Origin of the sequence: Dermacoccus sp. Tok2021, from assembly GCF_019895135.1 — a bacterium.
In the GTDB taxonomy this organism is placed as follows: Bacteria; Actinomycetota; Actinomycetes; order Actinomycetales; family Dermatophilaceae; genus Dermacoccus; species Dermacoccus abyssi.
In genome coordinates, this window is record NZ_JAGTHU010000013.1 from 14,977 (window position 1) to 34,657 (window position 19,681).

The following is a 19,681-nucleotide window of genomic DNA, read 5'->3' on the forward strand; positions in this document are numbered from 1 at the left end:
TCATTCCTTTCGGGGCGGCGCCCTCAGCCGGCGACTAGACGCTCGAAGTCGGCCCGGGTGGGTCCGACGCGGTCTCGTTGGACATGGGGGTGCTCGCGCACGAAAGCGAGCACCCGACGGGCCACCTTGCGGTCCGCCATGAGCTCCTGGGGAGTCAGGAGCATGTGGTAGACCCGCTCGGCGACCCTCCGCACGTGCTCGTCCTCCTCGCGGAGCACCGACAGTGCGGTGAGAACCTTGGCGGCCAGGGAGTCGCTGGGGGTGCCGTCGGCCAACTCGGCCAGGCGGGCGGCGTCCGTGGCCAGCTGCTGCTCGAACCACAGGCCGAGGCAGCGCTCGGTCTCCTCGTTGACCTCCCTGGACCACTTCACCGGGTCCTGGTCAACCCGGTCGAGCAACTCGGCGAGGGTGCGGGCGTGGGCCAGCGCAAGCGAGACGCCGCGGCCGAAGGTGGGGTTGGTCTGCACGCAGGCGTCCCCCACGTGGGCGAAGCCGGTGACGATTGGCCCTCGCTTCCCGTCAAGTGACCGGTGCCGGTTCTCCAACCCCGCCATCGGCATCGGGTCACCCATAGCGGTGGCGGCGTCGAGCCAGTCGCGCACCGGCTCCACGCTGGCGAGAAAGCGGAGATAGACCCCGCGGTCGAGCAGCCGGGTGCGCAGGGGGTCTTTGGTCGCGATCGTGGTGGACAGGTGGAAGCTGCCGTTATCACCGGGGAAGGCCAGCACCGTGGCGTAGTCGAGCTCATACACGACGGGTGCGCGAAGCGAGGGGAAGGAGCGTCCCGGGTCGAGGGCAAACTCCTGGGCGACGTAGGAAAACCCACACGCCTGGGTGGTCTCCCGGGGTGCTCGGGCGCCAAGGTTGGTTAGCCAGGTGGACGACGACGAGCGCCGGCCGCTGGCATCGAGCACCACGTCGCCGCACACCTCGTCGCCGTTATCGAGCCGGACCCCGCGCACGCGGGGCACCCCCGAGAAGCCCGGCTCGGCAACGAGGCCGCAGACCCTGCCCGAGGCGATGGTCACTCTCGGGTCGAACTCGACCCGGCGCCGCAGCGCCGCCTCAAAGACCAGTCGCCTGCTGAGAAGCCCGAGGTCGTCGGCCCCGGTGTCTAGCGCCACGGGCACGGCTCCGCGTGACACGAGATCCTCGATCACCTCCGGGCATTCCTCGCGTAGCACCGAGATGCCGAGACCGAGCAGCGCGTGTCCCTGGCGGGCATGAGGCACCCCGCGGCGCTGCCACTGGCTTACCTCCTCGTGCGGGCCGGCCTCCTCGGGCGGACCTGGGTCGCGCTCGAAGAGGATCACCTCGTGGCCGCGCCGGGCCGCGAAGGCTGCGACCCCGAGGCCGGCGATGCCGCCTCCCGCGACGACGACGGACGCCATGGATCAGCCGCGCCGCGCCGCGCCGACAAAGCGGCGACGAGCGATCATCGTGGACACCGCGGTGATCGCGGCGGTCCAGGCGAGGGTACCGAGCACCGGGCCTAGGACGGGACCCCGTCCGGCAAGTGCAGCCAGCGAGTCCGCGGCGAGCGAGACCGGCGTGATGGCGACGACCGGCTGGATCCACTGAGGGAAGGCCTCGAGCGGCACATATCCGGTAGACATGAGTGTGAGCACCAGGGTGGGCATTTGGACGTATCGGACGATGATGCCCGGGTGGGGGGCGCAGAGCGCTACGACCACGGCGAGGACGCTGCACATCATCGCGAACAAGGCCACCACCCCGAAGAACGCGACAGTGGCAAGCACCCCACGGGTGAACCGGAAGCCCACGGTGTAGGCCACGGCGCTCACCAGCACCGCGACGGCCATGATCCGGACGAAGTCACCCCCGACCCTACCGAGCGCATAGGCCCGGATGTCGAGTGGCATGGTGCGAAGCCGGTCGAAGACACCACTGCGAATATCGCTCCAGATTGCGATGGCGGTAGGGAGGATCGAGGAGAACGCTGTGGTCAGCACAATCAGCGGTGCCAGCCGTTGGACATAGTTCAGCCCCTCCGTCTCGCGCACCAGCACCCCGAAGGCGGCCAGCAACATGAAGAGCTGGAGCAGAGGGAAGGCGATCGTGACGATCAGCATCATCCGGCTGTGGAGGTAGTGGCGGACCACCCGGCCAGCCATGACGAAGCTGGCGACAGAGAGGCTGACGGGCTTGGGCCGCTCCTGATCCAGGGCGGGTCCCTGGGTGCGGTTCGTCGAGAGGGGCGCGGTCATCGGAGCACGACCTTCCGGAACGCGACGGTAACGGTCCACGACAGGATCGCCAGCATCACCAGCACCCACAGGGCCCCGGGCAGGACCGCCCCCCAACTCAGCTCCTCCGACGACAGGGCCCGCAGCGCGTCGATCACGCAGGAGACCGGCGAGGCGCTGACGAGCGGGCGAAGCCACCCGGGGAAAAACTCGGCCTTCACGAAACCGGTAGAGAGCACGAGCAGCGGGAGATAGGGCAGATGGAGCACGGCGCCTAGGGCCTCCTGGTTGCGCATCCGAAGCGCGATGGTGGCGGTGGCAAGCGAGAGCGAGACCCCGAAAGCTACTGAGAGCACGAGGAAGCCCAGGGCGGCGGTCCCGTGTTCGAGGCGGAAGCCGATCAGGTGGCCAGCCGCGACAAGGATCACGGTAGACACCGCACCCTGCAGGGCGACGACGCCCAGGTGCGCTAGCCACATCGCTCGCGCGTCGATCGGACTGGTGAGGAGGCGGGCAAAGACCCCGCTGGTACGGTCGGCCGACAGCTCGGTCGCGCTGCCTATCGCCACGAACATAAGGGCCTGGACTATCACCGTCGGCGTGACGAAACGGCCGTAGTCGATGCCCTCGTGCTCGAGCATCGCGGCGAAGGTGCAATAGAAGATCACGAAGAACACCAAGGGCTGCACCACGGTGGCGACCACGCCTGCGCGGGAAAAGGAGCGGACCCTCAGCCGGTGGAACAACACCGAGCAGTCGTGGGCGAGCCCCATCGGCCGACCCTCGGCGACCCTCGCAACCGGGGGCGCAGCCCCTGTTTCCGCGCCCATCAGGAGATCTCCTTCTCTAGCGGCTCGGTGAGCGCGAAGAAAACCTCGTCGAGGGTGGGCTTGGTAACCTCGATGTCGGCGATAGCGAGTCCCGCCCGGTCAAGCTCGCGTGTGACCGCCGTGAGGTCGGCAGCCTCCTCCATCAGCACCGTAATGCGGTCGCCCTCGGCCGCTACGCCGGACAGGTGACCAAGTGCCTCCATCGCAGCGGCGGTCTCCGTGCTGTCGGCCAGTGTTAGCCGGCACATGGTGCCGCCGACCTCGCGCTTGAGCTCGTCGGAGGAGCCCTCGGCGATGACCCGGCCCTTGTCGATGACCACGATTCGGTCGGCCAGCTGGTCCGCTTCCTCCAGGTATTGCGTAGTCAGCAGCACGGCCACCCCGCGGCCAGCCTCCGCCCGGACCATGTCCCACAACAGCTTGCGGCTGCGCGGGTCGAGCCCGGTGGTGGGTTCATCAAGCACCAGCACCTGCCGGGGCACGACGAGGCTGACCGCCAGGTCCAGGCGTCGGCGCATGCCCCCAGAAAGGTAGCCGACGGGGGCGAGGGCGGCGCCCTCGAGCTCGAAGATCGCCAGCAGCTCCGCGGCCCGCGCCCGTGCCTGCGCCTTGGTGAGCCCGAGCAGCCGACCGAAGAAGACGAGGTTCGCATGGGGGCTGACCTGGTCGTCAAGCGCGGCGAACTGCCCAGTCACGGCGATGTTGGCCCGCACCAACTGGGGATCGTCCTCCAGATCGTGGCCCAGCACCGTGATGCTGCCGCTGTCGGCTCGCAGCAGCGTGGTCAAACAGTTGATGAGCGTCGTCTTACCGGCCCCGTTGGGCCCAAGAAGGCCCAGCACGCTGCCTGCCGGAACGTCGAAGGAGACCCCGTCGAGCGCGGTCTGTTCGCCGAAGCGTTTGGTCAGGTCGTGGATCGAGATCGCCTCGGTCATGTCTCTCCTTGCATGGGTGGCTCGTGCTGTGTCAGCGCGTCGTCAGTTGACGAGCTGGCCCTGCAGCTGGCCGAGCACGTAGTCGAGGACCTGGTCGGTGGTCTGGATGCCGCGACCGGTCTCCTCATCGATAGGTGGCAGGTCGAAATCGTCCTCGATGGCGAACGCCATCTCTAGCAGTGCCAGCGAGTGAAAGCCGAGGTCCTCGACCAGGCGCATGTTGGTGCCGGCCTCGAAACGCTCCCGCTCCGGCGCTAGCTGCTCGATGATGGCGAGGACCGTTTCGCGCACTTCGTCCGTCGTGAGGGACATCTGGATGCCTCCTGTGCTTAAGCCGGGTGGTCGGCGGTGCTCGTGACTGGTCGGGTGGGGGGGTGGCTCTCGCTGAGCTGGTCCCACAGCTGACGGCGCCGACTCTTGCCGCTTGTAGTCCGGGGGATCGAGCCGCGGGGAAGCTGCAGTACCTGGTGGTGGGTGCCGGGGCACGCCTTGGCCAGCACCTCTGCGGCGAGCTCGGCGGCCCAGGCGTCGAGGTCCTCCAGCACGACGTAGGCGCAGGCCTGGGAGTTCCGCTCGCCTAGCACGGCGCAGACCCGACTCGTGGGCAGCCCGGCGCGGGCCAACAGCAGCTCGACATCCTCGGCGAAGAGGGACCGGGCGTTAACCTTCACGCTGTCACCGGAGCGGCCGAGCACGAAGAACTCGCCCGCAATCTCAAAGGCCGCGTCCTTGGTGCTCAAGGCGCCGCCGGTGAGGGTAGTGCCGACGTTGAAGGGGGCGCCAAGGTAGCCATCGGCGAGGGATGTGCCGCTCACCACGAGCTCCCCGACGTGTCCCTCGGCCATCGGGCGGCCATCCTCGTCGGTCACGCGCACCTCGAGCCCCTCGAGGGCTTGCCCGCAGCTGATCACCTCGATCAGGTCGGCCTCGTGCTCATGCTCGGCGACCGGCGTGATCTCCGCACCGAGCCGGAGGTCAGCTCGCCGCACCCGCACCGATGTAGGCGTGGCTGCGAGCGGCACCCCGGTCACGGCGAGGGTGCTCTCTGCCAGGCCATAGGCCGGGGTAAGGGTCCGCGGGGCGAGGCCGTGCTGGGCCAGCAACTCGGTAAAGCGCCGCACCAGCGCCGGATCGATGCGCTCCGCCCCGACGATGACGGCACGGACGTGGGAGAAGTCCGCGCCGGCCAAGTCGCCGGGACCGATCTTGTCAACAATCCGTTGCAGGCCGAAGGCTGGCGTAGCGGTAATCGTGGCCGGACGGGTCACGCTGGAGGCATCGAAGTGGCGCAAGTAGGGCCTCGGGTCGCGGATGAAGGTCTCCGGTGTGCACACCGCCAGGCCGTTGTTGCCGGAGACCGGCACCACGAGGCACCCGATGAGACCCATGTCATGGTGCATCGGGAGCCAGGAACACCAGGCGTCGTCGGGGCCAGCCTTCTCCCAGGCACGGATGGCGGCGGTGTTAGCCGCAAGGGCCGCGTGGCTGATCACCACGCCACGCGGGCTCCCGGAACTCCCGGAGGTGAACTGGACCAGCGCGCGCTCGTCAGGAGTACGGCGCGCGGCGGGGGCCGCGGCCAGCTGCTCTAGAGGAAGCAGCCGAGCCACTCGGCCGGCCTCGGTCATCACCTTGCTGACGTATTCAGTGTGGGCAGAGTCGACGACCAGCACGTCGGCGTCTAAAGCCGACACGACAGCTCTGATGTGGTCCCGGTGGGTGTTGCCCGACACGGCGGTGGGCGGCGCGACCACGGAGACCACGCAGCCAGCCGCTTGGATACCGTAGAACGCGGAGATCAGATCCGGTCCGGTCGTGCACAGCAGAGGAACGATCGAGCCCTGCGGCACCCCCGCCTCGACAAGCCCGCCAGCGACACGAATGGCCCGGTCGGCGACCTCGGTATAGGGGCGATGCTCGGCCGAGGTGGCATCGAAGAACTCCACCCCCCGGTCGTCTCGGGGGGCCTCGAGCCACGACAGCGGGTGCGTGGTCCTCATATCGAGTGAACTTAGGAGGTTCCCTCACTCCGAGCTCGGTCTCTTTCACGCCTCTGTTGGCACGCGATCCGGTCCTGGACCGACCTGTAGAGACTGAGTGCCATGCGCGAATTCACTCCTTGGCCCGAAGATGATGCTGCCCGCTACCGCGCGGCCGGCATCTGGCGTGGCGTCCCGCTGGGCGAGGTACTCACCGAGGTGGCCAGGTCGGAGCCCGTCCGTGTGGCCGCCGTGGACCGGCGCCGCCGAGTGACCCATGGCGAGGTGCTGAAGGAGGCCAACCTGGTGGCGCGCGGACTACTCGCGCGCGGCATCCGCCCCGGACAGCGCGTACTGGTGCAGCTGCCTAACGTGGTCGAGTTCCTCACCGTGACGGTGGGGATGTTCCGGGCCGGCATCATCCCGGTGCTGGTCCTCCCGGGCCATCGCCACCACGAGGTGGAGCATCTCATCGCCGCCTCGTCCGCCGTCGGCTACGTGACGATTGACCGCTTCATGGGCTTCGACTACCGCTCCCTGGCCCGCCACGCCGCGGCGCTGCCGGGGGTCGAGCACGTCGTGGTCGCCGGTGACGCCGAGGAATTCACCTCTCTCGCGTCCGTGCAGGCCGCCGGTGCCGAGGAGTTTCCACTACCCCAGGTCGACCCTTCCGGCGTGGCATTTCTCCTGCTCAGCGGGGGTAGCACTGGCCCGCCCAAGCTGATCCCGCGCACGCACGACGACTACGCCTTCAACATCTCCAGCTGCGCCAACGCGCTGGGGTTCGGTCGTGACAGCACCTATCTGGCAGCCAACCCCGCCGCCCACAACGCGGCGCTCGGCTGCCCTGGCGTGCTGGGCGCATTGATGGTCGGAGGCAAGGCCGTCCTAACCGCAAACCCTGCTCCCGACGAGGTGTTCCCGCTGATCGAGGACGAAGGCGTCACCCACACCACCGTCGTACCCGCTCTCGCGACACTTTGGTCACAGGTCGCGGCCACCCGGCCCATCGACATGAGCGGGGTGATCCTTCAGGTCGGCAGCTCGAAGTTCGACGCAGCCGCGGCGGCACGCACCCAGACCGCACTGGGGTGCACGATCACTAACTGGTTCGGCATCGGCGAGGGCCTGCTCACCTACACCCGGCTGAACGATCCGGAGGAGGTCGTGCAAGCGACGGAGGGTCGGCCGCTCTCAGCCTACGACGAGATGAGACTCGTCGACGAGAACCTCGTCGAGGTGCCACCGGGAGAGGTGGGGGAGCTGATCACCCGCGGCCCCTACACGATCAACGGCTATTGGGACGCGCCCGAGGCTAACCGCGCCGCGTTCACCCCCAATGGCTTCTTCCGCACCGGCGATCTGGCCCGCATCACTGCTGAGGGCAACCTGGTGATCGTCGGACGGGCCAAGGACGTCATCAACCGTGGCGGGGAGAAAGTATCCGCCGACGAGGTTGAGGGACACCTGCGCAGCCACGAGGCGATCGCCGACGCCGCCGTGGTGGCCCGTGCCGACGAGCGTCTGGGTGAGGCTACCCTCGCCTTCATCGTCACGGCTGACCAGGGCGCCGCCCCTCCTTCGCTGGTTGACCTCAGGCGCTTCCTAAGCGCTCAGGGTCTCGCCACCTTCAAGCTGCCCGACGAGGTTAGGGTAGTGCCGCAGTTGCCGCACACGCCGGTCGGCAAGATCGACAAGGCCGTGCTGCGCAAGAGAGCCGTCGCCAGGTGATCGAGCGGCTGCTTCCGGCAGGGGTCGCAGCAATAGCCTGCACGAGGGATGTGCCACTCAGCACCCTCTTCGAGGCCGAGCTCGCAGCGATTCTGCCCGCAGTGCCTCGACGCCGCGCCGAGTATGCGACGGTGCGCTGGGCGGCGCGCAGATGTCTGGCCCGGCTGGGGCACCCGCCCGTGCCGATCCTGTCGGGAGCAGGCGGTGCGCCGCTCTGGCCCGACGACTGCGTCGGCGCGCTGACCCACTGCGAAGGCTATCGGGCCGCGGCCGTGGCGAAGGCGTCCACCGTCGACGGGGTGGGCATCGATGCCGAGCCAGCGCAGCCACTACCCGACCGGGTGCCGAACGAGATCTCCTCCGCCGCCGAGCGTGAACACCTTGCTCGGCTCGGGCTCCGGTGGCGATTGACGCCGTGGGATCGGCTGCTGTTCAGCGCGAAGGAGTCCTACTACAAGGTGTGGTTCCCCGCAATGGGCTGTTGGCTGGGCTTCGACGACGTCGAGGTGCGCTTTCGGGCCCCCGACAACTCGACAGGCGGCTCCTTCACGGTTCGTCCCTGCTCGGGGGGCAAGCGCCGCGCCCGCCGCGCCGGCGACTTCGATGCGAGCGCCACCGGGTTTCCCGCCCTGGACGGCCGCTGGGGTCTCGTTGCCCCCGGTGACGGGCCGGGGGGAGGTGCGCATGGCGTGGTGGTCACCGCCATCACGGCTCCGGCCGGCTCACTTGCGGATGTCCGCCGGGATCAGGCAGCACGGACCTTCACCGGGACGCTGCGATAGGCCCAGTAGGGGAAACGAAAACCGCCCCCACTTGACTCCCACACGCTGTCGCCGGCTGCCTCGATATCGGCGAACCGCGCGGTCAGCCGCTCGAAGACGACCGCTCCCTCAACCCGGGCCAGCGCCGCCCCGAGGCAGTGATGCACCCCGCCACCGAAGCTCACATGGGGGTTGGGCGAGCGAGTGAGGTCGGCCCGACCTGGGTCGGCGAACACGCGCTCGTCATGATTCGCCGACGCTAGGAGCAGCACCACCACCCGGCCCTTGCGGATGGTGTGACCGGCTACCTCCATGGTCTCCGTCACCAGCCGGGTCGTCGCGTGGATCGGTGCGTCGTAGCGCATGAACTCCTCGAGCGCCGTGGGGGCCGCGCCCGGGTCCTCGCGCAGCTGTCGCTGGGTGTGAGGTTGGCGCACCAGAAGGTCGCTGCCAGTGGCGATGACGTTGGTTGTCGTCTCAAACCCCGCGTAATAGACGAACAGTGCGTTGTCGATGATCTCCTCGTCGCTGAGCGGGTCGGTCCCGTCCTTGACCGCGGTGATCATCCGCGACAGCAGATCCTCGCCCGGCCGGCGCCTGCGTTCCGTGAGCAGTTCGGACATGTAGTTCCGCAGGTGCACCACCGACTCGTGGGCCTCACGCCGTTTGTCCTCTGGGATAAAGACTGCGAAGGCCTGGGCCAGGGAGGTGGACCAGCGCGCGATGGCCTCGCGGTCCGCGGCGGGAATGTCGAGCAGCTCGCTCATCACCATCATCGGCACGGGCACCGCGAGGTCGCTCACAAGGTCGAGCTCGCCCTCGTCGGCAAACCGGTCGAGCAAGCCGTCAACCAGCTTTGCGATAGGTTCGCGCAGCGCGCGCACCATCGCGGGGTTGAGTGATTTCGTCAGCAGCCAGCGAAGCCGGGTGTGGTCGGGAGGGTCGCGGTCAATGATGATCCGACGTAGGTAGTCGTTGGCCGGCCCCTCCCCCACCGACACCGCTTGGTAGTCCTCGGGAAACTCCCGGCCGAGCCTCGGGTCGCGTAGGAGCGCGGAGACCTCCGCGTGTCGGGAAAAGACCCACTGGCCCGGTCCCCCGCGACATACCGGCCCGTAGTCGCGGAGCTCACGGTAGACCGGATAGGGATCCTTCATAGCACGGGCGTCGTCCAGCCCGAAGCGGGGCATGTTGAGCACGGTGGTCACCCGGACACCTCCCAGTCGTGGCCCATCCCAGTCGCTCCAGTCTGGGATGGGGGACGGCTCCGGTTATGGATGTTGAAGGACTGCCGACAGGTTCGGACCGACAGGGCGAGGTCCTGGGAGGCTCGGTGCAGGAGGTCTCTCGATGCAAACCTTGCCCGCCAGGTTCGATTCGCGCGATCCCGCTGTGGTCGCCGACCCCTACCGTGTCTATGCCGAGCTGCGCGCGGCGGGACGTGTGGCCCGGGGATCCGCCGGACAGTGGGTCGTCTCGCACCACCAGGACGTGAGCAGGCTACTGAAGGATCGCCGGCTTGGGCACGAGTACCCCGCCGAATACCACGAGTTCTCCACCGGACCGGGCCCCGCCAACGACTTCCTGCAGCGGATCATCCTCGACCAGGACGCTCCCGTGCATACCTTCTTGCGCCAAGTCATGCAGCGCTCGTTCAGCCCCAGACTGATGCGTCGGCTGCAGGCTTACGTTGGCGGGCAGGTGCAGGAGCTGATGGAGGGGGCGCTGGAGCGTGCCGAGGCTATGGGTCACTTCGACGTGGTCTCTGAACTGGCTTTCCCCCTGCCGGTGACGGTGGTGTGCGAACTGATTGGCATCCCCGACGTTGACCGCGACACGGTTCGACCGCACGCGGTAGCGCTGGCCAAGGCCTTCGCGCTCTACGTCCCGCCCGACGAGCGCCCCGAGGCCCACGAGGCCGTCACGTGGCTCCGCGCCTACGTTTCCGACCTGGTCGACCGCCGCGCCGCCCGCCCCGCTGACGACCTGATCAGCAACCTCCTCGAGGCCCAGCGCGAGCACCCCGAACTCGACCGCCAGTCCCTGGTCGATAACGTGGTCTTCCTGTTCTTCGCAGGCTTCGAGACCACGACCAACCTGATCTCCACCACGTGGTCGGCGCTGCTGCAGCACCCGAACCAGCTCGCGCTGCTTCAGTCTCAGCCCGAGCTCGCGCCTACCGCGGTCGAGGAGCTCCTACGCTATGACGCCCCGATCCAGGCCACGGCCCGCTATGTCAAGGAGCCCGTCGAGGTCGACGGACGCACCATCCGCGCGGGGCGCATCCTGGTACTCCTCCTGGGCGCTGCCAACCATGACCCCCAGCGATTCACCGACCCTGCGCGGCTTGACATTACCCGCGACCCCAACCCGCACGTGAGCTTCGGAGGAGGGGTGCACCACTGCCTCGGAGCTGCACTGGCGCGGGTCGAGGGCAGGGCAGTGACAGAGTGGCTGGCCTACTCGAACCGCACCCCAGAGCTGGCGGGAGAGATCGTGCGCCGGCCGAGCGTGACCTTTCGCGCCCACCAGAGCATCCCAGTGCACCTAGGGCGCAGGGCCGGAAGGGCAAGGGTGCTATCCGAGCATTCGACGTAAGTTATCCATCGTAGAGTTGAACGCGCTATTGCGAATCGGCGGTGCTGCCAGGAATAACGCCCTCGGTGGAATCTACTATATGGAACTGACCTAGAAACGGGAATATACCGATTCGGTGCCAACTCACAGAAGAACCCTGCACTCGAAAGCGTGGGATTGCATTGAGGGGGCCGCTCTCTCTCGAGCATCAAGCTACGCGTCTCGATAGAACTCATATCTCCATCTCCGCCTCCATCGGCAGCAGTAGAAGTAGTGAGTCGGCTGTTCCGGATTCGGCGGCTCTTGTGAGCGAGTGAAAAACACGACGAAAGATGTCTGAAGGATTCAGCTCAGTAGCCTCAATTGGTCTATAATTATATCACCAAACTTTATTCTTTTCAGAGCCAGGAGGGCGCGATGAACGCATCGAGCCGCATTGCGATCATTGGAGCAGGAATAACTGGTCCAACGTTAGGAATCAGCCTAGCAAAGCTGGGCTATGAAGTGGATATATTCGAAGCATACGAGGGCCGCGTCGAAGAGGCCGGGTCTTTCCTCAACCTCGCACCGAACGGTCGCGCCGTTTTGAGTAGGCTAGGCGTGGCCGATCATGTCCTGGCCGCTGGTTACCGCTCGTCGGCTATCACATTCTCGAACCACAAGGACCGCAGACTAGCGACAAACCCAGAGACTACTACCAATATCATGCGCGGCTCGCTAAGCGCCGGGCTTCGGGAAGCCGCCTCTTTGGCGGGGGTCAGAATCCACGAGGGAAAGCGCTTGGTGGATCTGAATTCAACTGGATCTCAGCATTGGAAGATAGTCTTTGCGGATGGCACCTCCTCTCAGGCCGAAATTGTCCTTGGGTGCGACGGCGTGCACTCTGCGACGCGCTCGTTGCTGATGCCAGAGGCATCGACACCGTCTTACACTGGCGTTGTGGGGTCAGGGGGGCGTTCACTGATAAATGATAGCGAAATCCTCGGCGACGGTAAGTTTCATATGTTCTTTGGACTTAGAGGTTTCTTTGGATATCAGGTAATCGAGCCTGGGGTTGTATACTGGTTTGAGAACCACAACGAGGTTAACGAGCCGACCTTCAAGGAGTTGGCGCAAGTTTCCGATGAAGATTGGACTTCACGCTTGGCCGTCCGCCACGACTGTGATCCCAATGTCATTTCTCGGATATTGAGGGCTTCCGTCAAAAACGTTGGCCGTTGGCCTGTTTACCAAGTACCCCCGCTGACGACGTGGCACTGCGGGAGCGCTGCAGTTCTAGGGGATGCGGCACACGCTGTAGCGCCCCATTTGGGCCAGGGGGCATCGCTTGGCATGGAAGATGCTTACGAGCTAGCACTCGCAATTCATTCTCGCAATAATATCGCCGATGCATTCACCGCATTCGAGGAATCTCGAAGCAAGAGAATCGCCAGCGTTTCGAAACAAGCTCAGCAAACTGGATCAGTCATGACACCCAGCCGCTGGATCCTTCGACTCATGCGCGACCTGATGCTGCCGCTAGCGATCAAGCAACAGGTCAGAAGGGGATCACAGGCATATGACTACTCGCCCTCTCCCTGGCCAGACCTACCGGGATGATGTCGACTTGTCAGTATGCAGCAGTATCGATAGCTGCGGCTTTACGCGATGAGAACCGCCCCTCTGCGCCTGCGTATCGCATGAGAGTTCTAGTTCGCCTGGCAACAAGAGGGATGTAGTCATTAGGGCGCCATGGCTCCCGCGTAATCAAATTTTAATGTTTGCGCTTTCCGTCAGAGGGGACTGCTGCACGATTAGGTGACAGTTTGACGTGACCCCCATCCTGGTTTCCACCGTGAGTGGCTAAGTCAGGCGGATTTTTGGGTGCGGGTTGATGCTAGCTCGTACTGGATGGGGCTGACGTAGCCGAGCGCTGAGTGGCGGCGCTGTCGGTTGTAGAACACCTCGATGTACTCGAACATCGCGGTCGACAACTCGACCCGTGTTTTCCATCGCCGCCGGTTAAGCAATTCGATCTGCATCGAGGACCAAAACGACTCCATCATCGCGTTGTCGTACCCGTCACCGACCGTGCCGAACGATGGCAGCAGGCCCGCGCTGCGAATCTTCTCCCCGAACACCCAGGACGTGAATTGGGCGCCGTGGTCAGCGTGCACGATCCCTCCGGGCTTGGGTTTTCGGTTGCGGATGGCCATGTCGAGCGCGTTCACGACCAGCGTCGCGTCCTGGCGCGAATCGATGGCCCAGCCCACGATGCGCCGACTGTAGGCATCCAGGACCGCGGCGCAGTAGACCTTGCCTTCTTTCGTGGGGTGCTCCGTAATGTCCGTGACCCACAGCTCGTTGGGCGCCAGCCTGTGGAACTTGCGGTTCACGAGGTCATCAGCCGTGGCCACCCCGCGAAGCCGAGCGATGCGTTTGGGGCCTGGTAGGCCGCGGATCCCGGCGTTCGTCATGAGGACGCTGATCAGGCGGCTACTGCACGTCAGGCCCATGCCGAGGGTGAGTTCGGCGTGCACACGGCGGTAGCCGTAGGTGCCTCGCGAAGCGATGTGGACTTCGTTGATGAGGCCGGTGAGCCACTCACGGCGCAGTTGGGTGGCGCTGGTCGGGCGGCGCTTGTAGCGGTAGTAGCCCTGGCGGGAGACGCCCAGCACGCGGCAGCAGGTGTTGACGGGGAACCCGGTGTCGGCGAGGACATCGATCACCGGGTGGATCCTTTTGGGTGCGGCGCCGTAGCGGGGTCGAGGAACTGGGCGGCCTTCTTGATGATGGCGAGTTCGGTTTCAAGTTCGCGGATGCGCCGACGGGCTGCTTTGAGTTCTGCCGATTCGACGGTGGCTGTGCCTGGGCGTCGGCCGTGATCGATGTCGTCTTGGCGGATCCACTTGTGCAGCGTGACGGGGTGGATGTCGAGTTCGTAGGCGACCTGCGTCACTGGCCGCCCGGAACGGGCCAGGATGATAGCTTGCTGGCGGAACTGGACGGGGTAAGCGCGAGGCATGCTCGTGAGCCTTCCACTCAGGCCTTCGTGTAGCCAGATTTTGTGGAAACCAGGGTGGGGGTCACGTCACGATGTCACCTATCCGTACAGCAGTCCCTTCCTCTGCTCGAACGCAGAGACATCACGCCAACCCGCTCACACAAAGTTCCTTACAGATCCAGCCAGGTCGAGCAGACCAGCGGTGCAAGGTCTATAGGCCCGGAACACGCGCAGCGCCTCCTCGCGCCTCACTATCTCGGGTGAGCGCATCACCGACGGCTTCGCGATTACTGAGGGCGCCGTAAGAAGCCGAGCAGCCGGCTGACGGCCGCCCGACGCTCCTCCGGGCACGGCACGGCGGACTCCTGGGTGCACAGACCGGCAGCAAAGGCCGCGACCAGTCCGTGCATGCAATAGCGGCCGATCTGACGCTGCTCGAGGAGGTTGGCATCCAGGAGGCCCTCCAGTAGGGACTCCGCCTCCTCAAGGGATGTGTCGAGCAGGGCAGCTGCGGCCTGGACATCGATCTCCGCGACGGGCAGCAGCCCGAGGAAGCACAGCAGCCGCTGCTGGGAGGCGGTGAGGGCCTCGAAGGAGAGCGTGAGGGCGGAGTGGACGCTCCGGCCGCCCGCGCACAGCTCCGCCAGACGCTGGTCTCGCCTGCTCAGTCGCTCCACGAGATGGGCGATCGGCCAGAGCGGTCGACTGTGCAGACGGGCCGCCGACAGCCGCAGCGCCAGGGGCAGACCAGCGCACTGCTCGATTAGCTCATCGATCGCCTGCGGCTCGCGCGCGACCCGCTCTTCACCGAGTACCTTGGTGACCAGCGCACGCGAATCGGCGGCCGTCATCGGGGCGATGGAGTAGGCCTGGGCGCCGTCCAGACCCGACATCCGGCGGCGGCTGGTCACCATAACCAGCGAACCGCTCCCCGGCGGCAGAAGGGGCGCCACCTGAGCCTCGTCGGCGGCATTATCGAGCAGTAGCAGCACCTTGGCATCCGCCATGAGGCAGCGCCACATCGCCATTCGACCATCGAGGTCGTCGGGCACCTTGGCCGGCGGGACTCCTAGGGTGTACAGGAACAGGCCAAGTACCTGGACGGGATCGCGCTGCCTCACGCCAGGGCTGAAACCCTGCAGATTCACATAGAACTGCCCGTCGGGGCAATCGGCGACGAGCCGGTAGGCGGCCCGGATTGCAACGGCCGTCTTGCCGCTGCCGGCCATGCCGTCAATGCACACGACGGTGGGGCTACCGTCGTGCAGGCTGGCGCGGGTCGCGTGGACGAGCGAATCCACCTCCTCGCGTCGGCCCACGAAATCGATGAGTTCGGGCGGGAGGGTGCACGGTCGTGGGTGGCCCGGGAGAGGGGTGGGGCTGTCGGCGGTGGGGTGGCGGACGGGAAGGATTGCGACGCTGGACGGAGGAGCATGCGACTCGTCTCGACCCACGCCAGGGCCCCCGGACAGGTCGACATCCCCCCGCAGGATTGCCCCGTGCAGCTCGTTGAGCTGGCGGTGGGGGTCGATGCCCAGCTCGTCGCGGAGAAGGGTGCGGATCTCCGCGTATTCGGCGAGGGAGTCGGCGCGCCGGCCGGAGTGGTAGAGCGCCAGCATCAGCTGGGCGCGCAGCTCCTCCTCCAGCGGGTTCTTGGCGATGAGGTCACGCAAGTCGCCGATTACCTGGCTGGCAGGGGCGGTGCGCAGCCGACGCGCCATCAGGTCCTTCTGGATCGCCAGGCGCTGCTCCTCAATGACTTGGGCGGCAACCCGGATAACCCCGGCGTCAGTCTCGTCAAGATCAATGATATCGGCGGCCACGGGCCCGTTGAAAAGCGCCAGGGCGTCCTGCAGGATCGGAATGACCTCCTCATCCTCGGCACCTTGGGAGGCGAGCCGGGAGGCCAGGGCCCGTAGCTCCTGGAAGGCGACCAGGTCGGACTCCTCCGGGCCAACCTCGAGTCGGTAACCCCGGCCGTCGGTCAGCAGGAACCGCTCAACGCCGGGCATTGAGTGGCGCATCTGGGCGACCGCCTTGCGAACCTGGTGGTCTGCCGTAGCCGGACCGGAAGAGCCCCATACCGCTTCGGCGATTCGGTAGGTACTCAGTGCCACCCCAGGCGACAGCATCAAAGTGGTGAGCACCCGTCTCGACACGTTGCCATGGAGGTTGAGCCGCACGCCGGAGGTGCTGACGCAGATCGGCCCCAACACTTGAAACTGCAAAGGAACCCTCCCGAGGACGTCCTATGTGGCCTAGACGTCAGCTGATTAGGTGGACTCGACGAGAACGAACACTCCGAGGGCGACGAAGACCATGCTCGATAGGCCCTCCAAGGGCGTTCCAAACTGCTCGCGTTCGATCAGGGAGCGAACGCGAGCAGCCAGTAGCAAAATAGCAGCTTCCCAGATCATAGCGAGAAGGATGAAAAACTCACGCCAACAGTTCCCCGTGAAGAGAGACGAGAACCACGTAGCGTTTCCACCGCGACCCTCTATCACAAGATCGAATGGCCCGACAGTGCCATCGGCGAGGACCATATGCTTTGAACCGTCCTCGCCCACTTCGACTTCATTCACGTAGCCCAGTAAGTGCCGGAATTTCAAACCGACCTGAATCTGACGCTGTACCGCCTGTGAGACTACAGCCCGATCTGTTCGGCGGATGAAGTCGCGCCGATCCGATTCACTAAGCATTCTCCACGCCTCGCCTGGATCGCTGTAGAAGCGGTTCTCGAGGTAGCCCTCACCACGTGAATCGACGGACTGGCTTCCGGAGACGACAGTGACGGACCAGTCTGGATGGAGCTGGTCGATCGCTGCGAGGGCAGAGCCGGCCGTCTTGCCTAATCCGATGATTCCCACTCGACGAGCAGCGCCCAGTCCCGATGTCTCCTCCCACAGGGTGTTCGCCGGAACACTGTTGGGCATGATGCGGTCAGTCACTGAGACAAATCCCGTAACCATGACCGCATTGGTCTCTAAAGATTCGTCTGATCGGGTGCAGATCTTCCAACCGCTAGAGGTGCAGCCCAAAGCTTCAACGGTGTCGTGAATGACTCGCGTCTGCGAGCATTCCAATGCCCACTTTAGATAGCCTGCCCGCAGTGAGTGTCGTGGGGCCGGCAGCCCTCTGTCCACCCATTCATCGTAGCGGCCCACAGCAGTAAGGAAAGCGGGCCAGCTATACCTTCGAAGTTCCTCCTGGAGGGGAGTACTTTCCTCACGGTACGGGAAGGATAAGTCCATGAGAGGGCTGGTTCCCAGCCGGTGGAAACCATCGGTCCACCCTCCCCCGCGGGTCCAGTGATAGCCCGCGCGGTGAGATTCGATAATAGTGATGCCTGGGGGTGAGTGGCCCGTGGCGCGAAGGCAGGCTGCCCGTGCAGCTACAGCAACTCCCTTGGGGCCGGCGCCGATGACAGTGAGATCCATGGGTCCAAACCTTGTCTATTTGACCTCGCAGGAGGCTTGCCTGAACCATAATTTAGGGTAGCTGCGATAGCTAGACGCGCCACCCGCGCGCCTGAGAGATGGGTCACATTCCTGCGGCCTGGTTCCTGATCGTCCCAGGCGGGCACGAGGGCGAGCTGCGCGCACGGGTGACAGAGCCTATGCAGCCAACTGGACTACGGCGGCCATGACGATTTCGAGCTCGACTGGTGTCAATCGTCAGCAGGTCTTGGCACCGGCGCCGGTGGGGGCGCGTTCGATCGCGGTTCCGAGTTGCTCGCAGGTGGCGCCCGGCTGGCTGAGTCGCGGGCCACTTGCGACTAGAAGCAGCGGGCGCGAGCGTTGAACTCAAGCCCCGCCGAGAGACACACTGCGAGCCATGAGGCGGTCTACTGGCTCATCCGTGCCATGCCGCGCGGTGAACTCGTCAAGCACGGCGAGTCCAAATGCCCTCACCGCCACGCCCCCGAGCCTGGCACGCGCACGAAGCGAGTACCCATCGTGGGCATGACACCGATCAGCGAGCGTGACGTGGGCGCGCTGGAACGGCGTGTGCCGGGTCATCGGGAAGGTAACTTCATCGTCGGGTAAGAACGGCAGTCGTGCGCGATCACACTAATCGGGCAGGTGAGCTGGCTCCTCAGGATCCTGGCGCGCCCGACAGGCACGGACACTGCGAACATCGCTGACATCTCTATCGAACGCACCCGTGAGTTGCCTGAGATGATGCGTGCATCGCTGAGGCGGGGCCAGGCCAGCGAAAAGAGGCGCGCCATAGCTCGCTTGTACTTGGCGACAGCTCTCCGGTGTACTTGTCGCTGACCCAAGACCGCCGGCAACGAGCACACCAACATCCTCATCCGCGAGCACCTACCCAGGGGCTAGGCCATCCCCCGCCCGCTGAACCTACCTTCGAGCTATCAATAGCGGAATTGACGACCGCGCACGAGCAACCTCGGCTACTTCACACTCCGCAAATCATTTCAACGACTCCTCGCCAACCAACCCACGTTGCTCCCACGCATCGACCGGCCGAGCGGGGTGGAAGTGATCCCCTGAATCGTCAGCGCTGCAGACGGGGCACACGAATAGACGTTCAGCAGCCTCACCATTGTCTCCTAGCTGCGAGACCCGTGGTCAGCGCCTGGCGGAATACTCAAACAAGCGCCCACCCATATCGGCTACTGGAGGAACTTATACTCATGGAATCGTTCAGATACCGATGGCCGGACCCTAAGGTGGAGGCGCTAGAACATCAAGCCCTAGAGAGACTGCTTAGCAAAGCCACCCAAAACGGTCCCCTCGGACCATTGGAATACTACGGCGATAACCGTAACCAGGTATTCGAGACGGTTGGGAAAAGGGGCAATCCTGTAATCCTGCTTATTCATGGAGGGTTTTTCCGTCCCAGCATCGACCGGAGACACCTCCGCCCCCTAGCCCACGCCGTCGCGGACCTCGGCTGGTACGTCGTGCTCGCTGAATACCAACGCCCACCAGGAGAACCCTTCACTGAAATACGAGACGTGCTGATGCTAGAGCGTCACCTTCGCGCTACTTTTCGACCACCTTCCCGCGTCGTAGGGCATTCTGCTGGCGGCCTCCTTGCCCTTCTCCGCGCTCTCTCGCCGGCGTCTATTCCACTACCTCAGGTGGAAATTGTAGCACTTGCGGCTGTGACCGACCCTATGCGCGCAGCAGTAAACAATCTAGGCGATGGCGCAATCGAGAGTTGGATCGGCGCCTCTCCCCAGGGGCGGCCGGGCACCTATTCAGCACTCAGTCCGGACCGGTTAGTTCGACAGGGAAAGCAATCCCCCGCCAAGATATATCTTGCCCATGGGCGTCTTGATGCAACTGTGCCATTCACATACACGCGAGATCTCGCCGCACTGATGCGAATAACATCCAGAGGAGAAGGCATTCACCCACCATCTCAGGAGCTGGTACTCTCTTTTCCAGAGACAGCGCATCACATCGATATCATAGACCCGAGTCGACCTGACACCATGCTCAATTCATGGTGGCAACCGCTAATTGACTCCCGCCTTCCTTGACGCACCTCAAGGTTATTTATCCATACTGTTTTTTGTTTTGGCGGTAGTAGTGCCCAGGTCCGCGTCGCGATCGAGAACCATCCCTGGGTGGCGCGCGCTGCGGTCATCGCCCCGGTCGCCCCGGACAGTCCAGAGCGCGACCTGGTCGCAATAGTGGAGCTCTCGC

Annotated in this window: 15 protein-coding genes; 5 read left to right on the forward strand and 10 right to left on the reverse strand. The window is 65.1% G+C overall.

Annotated elements, in window-relative coordinates:
- Window positions 1–23 precede the first annotated feature (23 nt).
- From K9D12_RS08780 to K9D12_RS08805, 6 genes are read right to left on the reverse strand one after another with little or no spacing between them, the layout of a single operon-like run.
- A complete protein-coding gene (locus K9D12_RS08780; RefSeq protein ID WP_223059987.1) occupies window positions 24–1,391 on the reverse strand; it encodes an NAD(P)/FAD-dependent oxidoreductase in 1,368 nt (455 codons plus the stop codon).
- Window positions 1,392–1,394: 3 nt separating this feature from the next.
- A complete protein-coding gene (locus tag K9D12_RS08785) occupies window positions 1,395–2,228 on the reverse strand; it encodes an ABC transporter permease (protein ID WP_223059988.1) in 834 nt (277 codons plus the stop codon).
- On the reverse strand, window positions 2,225–2,980 hold the full coding sequence (locus tag K9D12_RS08790; RefSeq protein ID WP_223059989.1) for an ABC transporter permease: 756 nt from the start codon (window positions 2,978–2,980) through the stop codon (window positions 2,225–2,227). The genes K9D12_RS08785 and K9D12_RS08790 overlap by 4 nt, the downstream gene beginning before the upstream one ends.
- A gap of 56 nt (window positions 2,981–3,036) precedes the next feature.
- Window positions 3,037–3,972, reverse strand: coding sequence for an ATP-binding cassette domain-containing protein (locus tag K9D12_RS08795; protein WP_223059990.1), 936 nt, complete (start codon window positions 3,970–3,972; stop codon window positions 3,037–3,039).
- 42 nt (window positions 3,973–4,014) lie between these two features.
- The gene (locus tag K9D12_RS08800; protein ID WP_223059991.1) at window positions 4,015–4,284 is read right to left on the reverse strand and encodes an acyl carrier protein; all 270 of its coding nucleotides are present in this window, start codon (window positions 4,282–4,284) and stop codon (window positions 4,015–4,017) included.
- Window positions 4,285–4,301: 17 nt separating this feature from the next.
- A complete protein-coding gene (locus K9D12_RS08805; protein WP_223059992.1) occupies window positions 4,302–5,918 on the reverse strand; it encodes an AMP-binding protein in 1,617 nt (538 codons plus the stop codon).
- A gap of 156 nt (window positions 5,919–6,074) precedes the next feature.
- On the opposite strand from K9D12_RS08805, the gene K9D12_RS08810 reads away from it, so the two are divergent.
- Complete coding sequence (locus tag K9D12_RS08810) at window positions 6,075–7,682, forward strand: (2,3-dihydroxybenzoyl)adenylate synthase (RefSeq protein ID WP_223059993.1); 1,608 nt, start codon at window positions 6,075–6,077, stop codon at window positions 7,680–7,682.
- Window positions 7,683–7,732: 50 nt separating this feature from the next.
- Window positions 7,733–8,464 (forward strand): 4'-phosphopantetheinyl transferase superfamily protein, encoded by a 732-nt coding sequence (locus tag K9D12_RS08815; RefSeq protein WP_223059994.1) that lies wholly within the window; start codon window positions 7,733–7,735, stop codon window positions 8,462–8,464.
- Here K9D12_RS08815 and K9D12_RS15290 read toward each other — a convergent pair.
- Window positions 8,428–9,651, reverse strand: coding sequence for a cytochrome P450 (locus K9D12_RS15290; protein ID WP_223059995.1), 1,224 nt, complete (start codon window positions 9,649–9,651; stop codon window positions 8,428–8,430). The two genes, K9D12_RS08815 and K9D12_RS15290, sit on opposite strands and share 37 nt — an antisense overlap.
- A gap of 142 nt (window positions 9,652–9,793) precedes the next feature.
- Between K9D12_RS15290 and K9D12_RS08825 the strand changes: the two genes are divergently transcribed.
- Window positions 9,794–11,041, forward strand: coding sequence for a cytochrome P450 (locus K9D12_RS08825; RefSeq protein WP_223059996.1), 1,248 nt, complete (start codon window positions 9,794–9,796; stop codon window positions 11,039–11,041).
- Window positions 11,042–11,437: 396 nt separating this feature from the next.
- Complete coding sequence (locus K9D12_RS08830) at window positions 11,438–12,619, forward strand: NAD(P)/FAD-dependent oxidoreductase (RefSeq protein ID WP_223059997.1); 1,182 nt, start codon at window positions 11,438–11,440, stop codon at window positions 12,617–12,619.
- Window positions 12,620–12,867: 248 nt separating this feature from the next.
- Here the strand turns inward: K9D12_RS08830 and K9D12_RS08835 are convergent.
- The 3 genes from K9D12_RS08835 to K9D12_RS08845 form a co-directional block, all read right to left on the reverse strand.
- A protein-coding gene (locus K9D12_RS08835) for an IS3 family transposase (RefSeq protein WP_223059998.1) occupies window positions 12,868–14,024 on the reverse strand; the annotation gives its coding sequence in 2 pieces (ribosomal slippage) (window positions 12,868–13,757 and window positions 13,757–14,024; 1,158 coding nt in all).
- Window positions 14,025–14,290: 266 nt separating this feature from the next.
- Window positions 14,291–16,231 carry a BTAD domain-containing putative transcriptional regulator gene (locus tag K9D12_RS08840; protein WP_223059999.1) on the reverse strand — a complete coding sequence of 647 codons (1,941 nt, stop codon included), beginning with the start codon at window positions 16,229–16,231 and terminating at the stop codon, window positions 14,291–14,293.
- 45 nt (window positions 16,232–16,276) lie between these two features.
- Entirely contained in the window at window positions 16,277–16,951 is a 675-nt protein-coding gene (locus K9D12_RS08845; protein ID WP_223060000.1) for a hypothetical protein, read from the reverse strand.
- A 1,709-nt stretch (window positions 16,952–18,660) separates the two neighbouring features.
- Between K9D12_RS08845 and K9D12_RS15295 the strand changes: the two genes are divergently transcribed.
- The gene (locus K9D12_RS15295) at window positions 18,661–19,515 is read left to right on the forward strand and encodes an alpha/beta fold hydrolase (protein WP_223060001.1); all 855 of its coding nucleotides are present in this window, start codon (window positions 18,661–18,663) and stop codon (window positions 19,513–19,515) included.
- Window positions 19,516–19,681: the final 166 nt, after the last annotated feature.

Coding starts and splice junctions, on each gene's coding strand:
- K9D12_RS08780 (WP_223059987.1), bottom strand. CDS start 1,391: ATGGCGTCCGTCGTCGTCGCGGGAGGCGGCATCGCCGGCCTCGGGGTC.
- K9D12_RS08785 (WP_223059988.1), bottom strand. CDS start 2,228: ATGACCGCGCCCCTCTCGACGAACCGCACCCAGGGACCCGCCCTGGAT.
- K9D12_RS08790 (WP_223059989.1), bottom strand. CDS start 2,980: ATGGGGCTCGCCCACGACTGCTCGGTGTTGTTCCACCGGCTGAGGGTC.
- K9D12_RS08795 (WP_223059990.1), bottom strand. CDS start 3,972: ATGACCGAGGCGATCTCGATCCACGACCTGACCAAACGCTTCGGCGAA.
- K9D12_RS08800 (WP_223059991.1), bottom strand. CDS start 4,284: ATGTCCCTCACGACGGACGAAGTGCGCGAAACGGTCCTCGCCATCATC.
- K9D12_RS08810 (WP_223059993.1), top strand. CDS start 6,075: ATGCGCGAATTCACTCCTTGGCCCGAAGATGATGCTGCCCGCTACCGC.
- K9D12_RS08825 (WP_223059996.1), top strand. CDS start 9,794: ATGCAAACCTTGCCCGCCAGGTTCGATTCGCGCGATCCCGCTGTGGTC.
- K9D12_RS08830 (WP_223059997.1), top strand. CDS start 11,438: ATGAACGCATCGAGCCGCATTGCGATCATTGGAGCAGGAATAACTGGT.
- K9D12_RS15295 (WP_223060001.1), top strand. CDS start 18,661: ATGGAATCGTTCAGATACCGATGGCCGGACCCTAAGGTGGAGGCGCTA.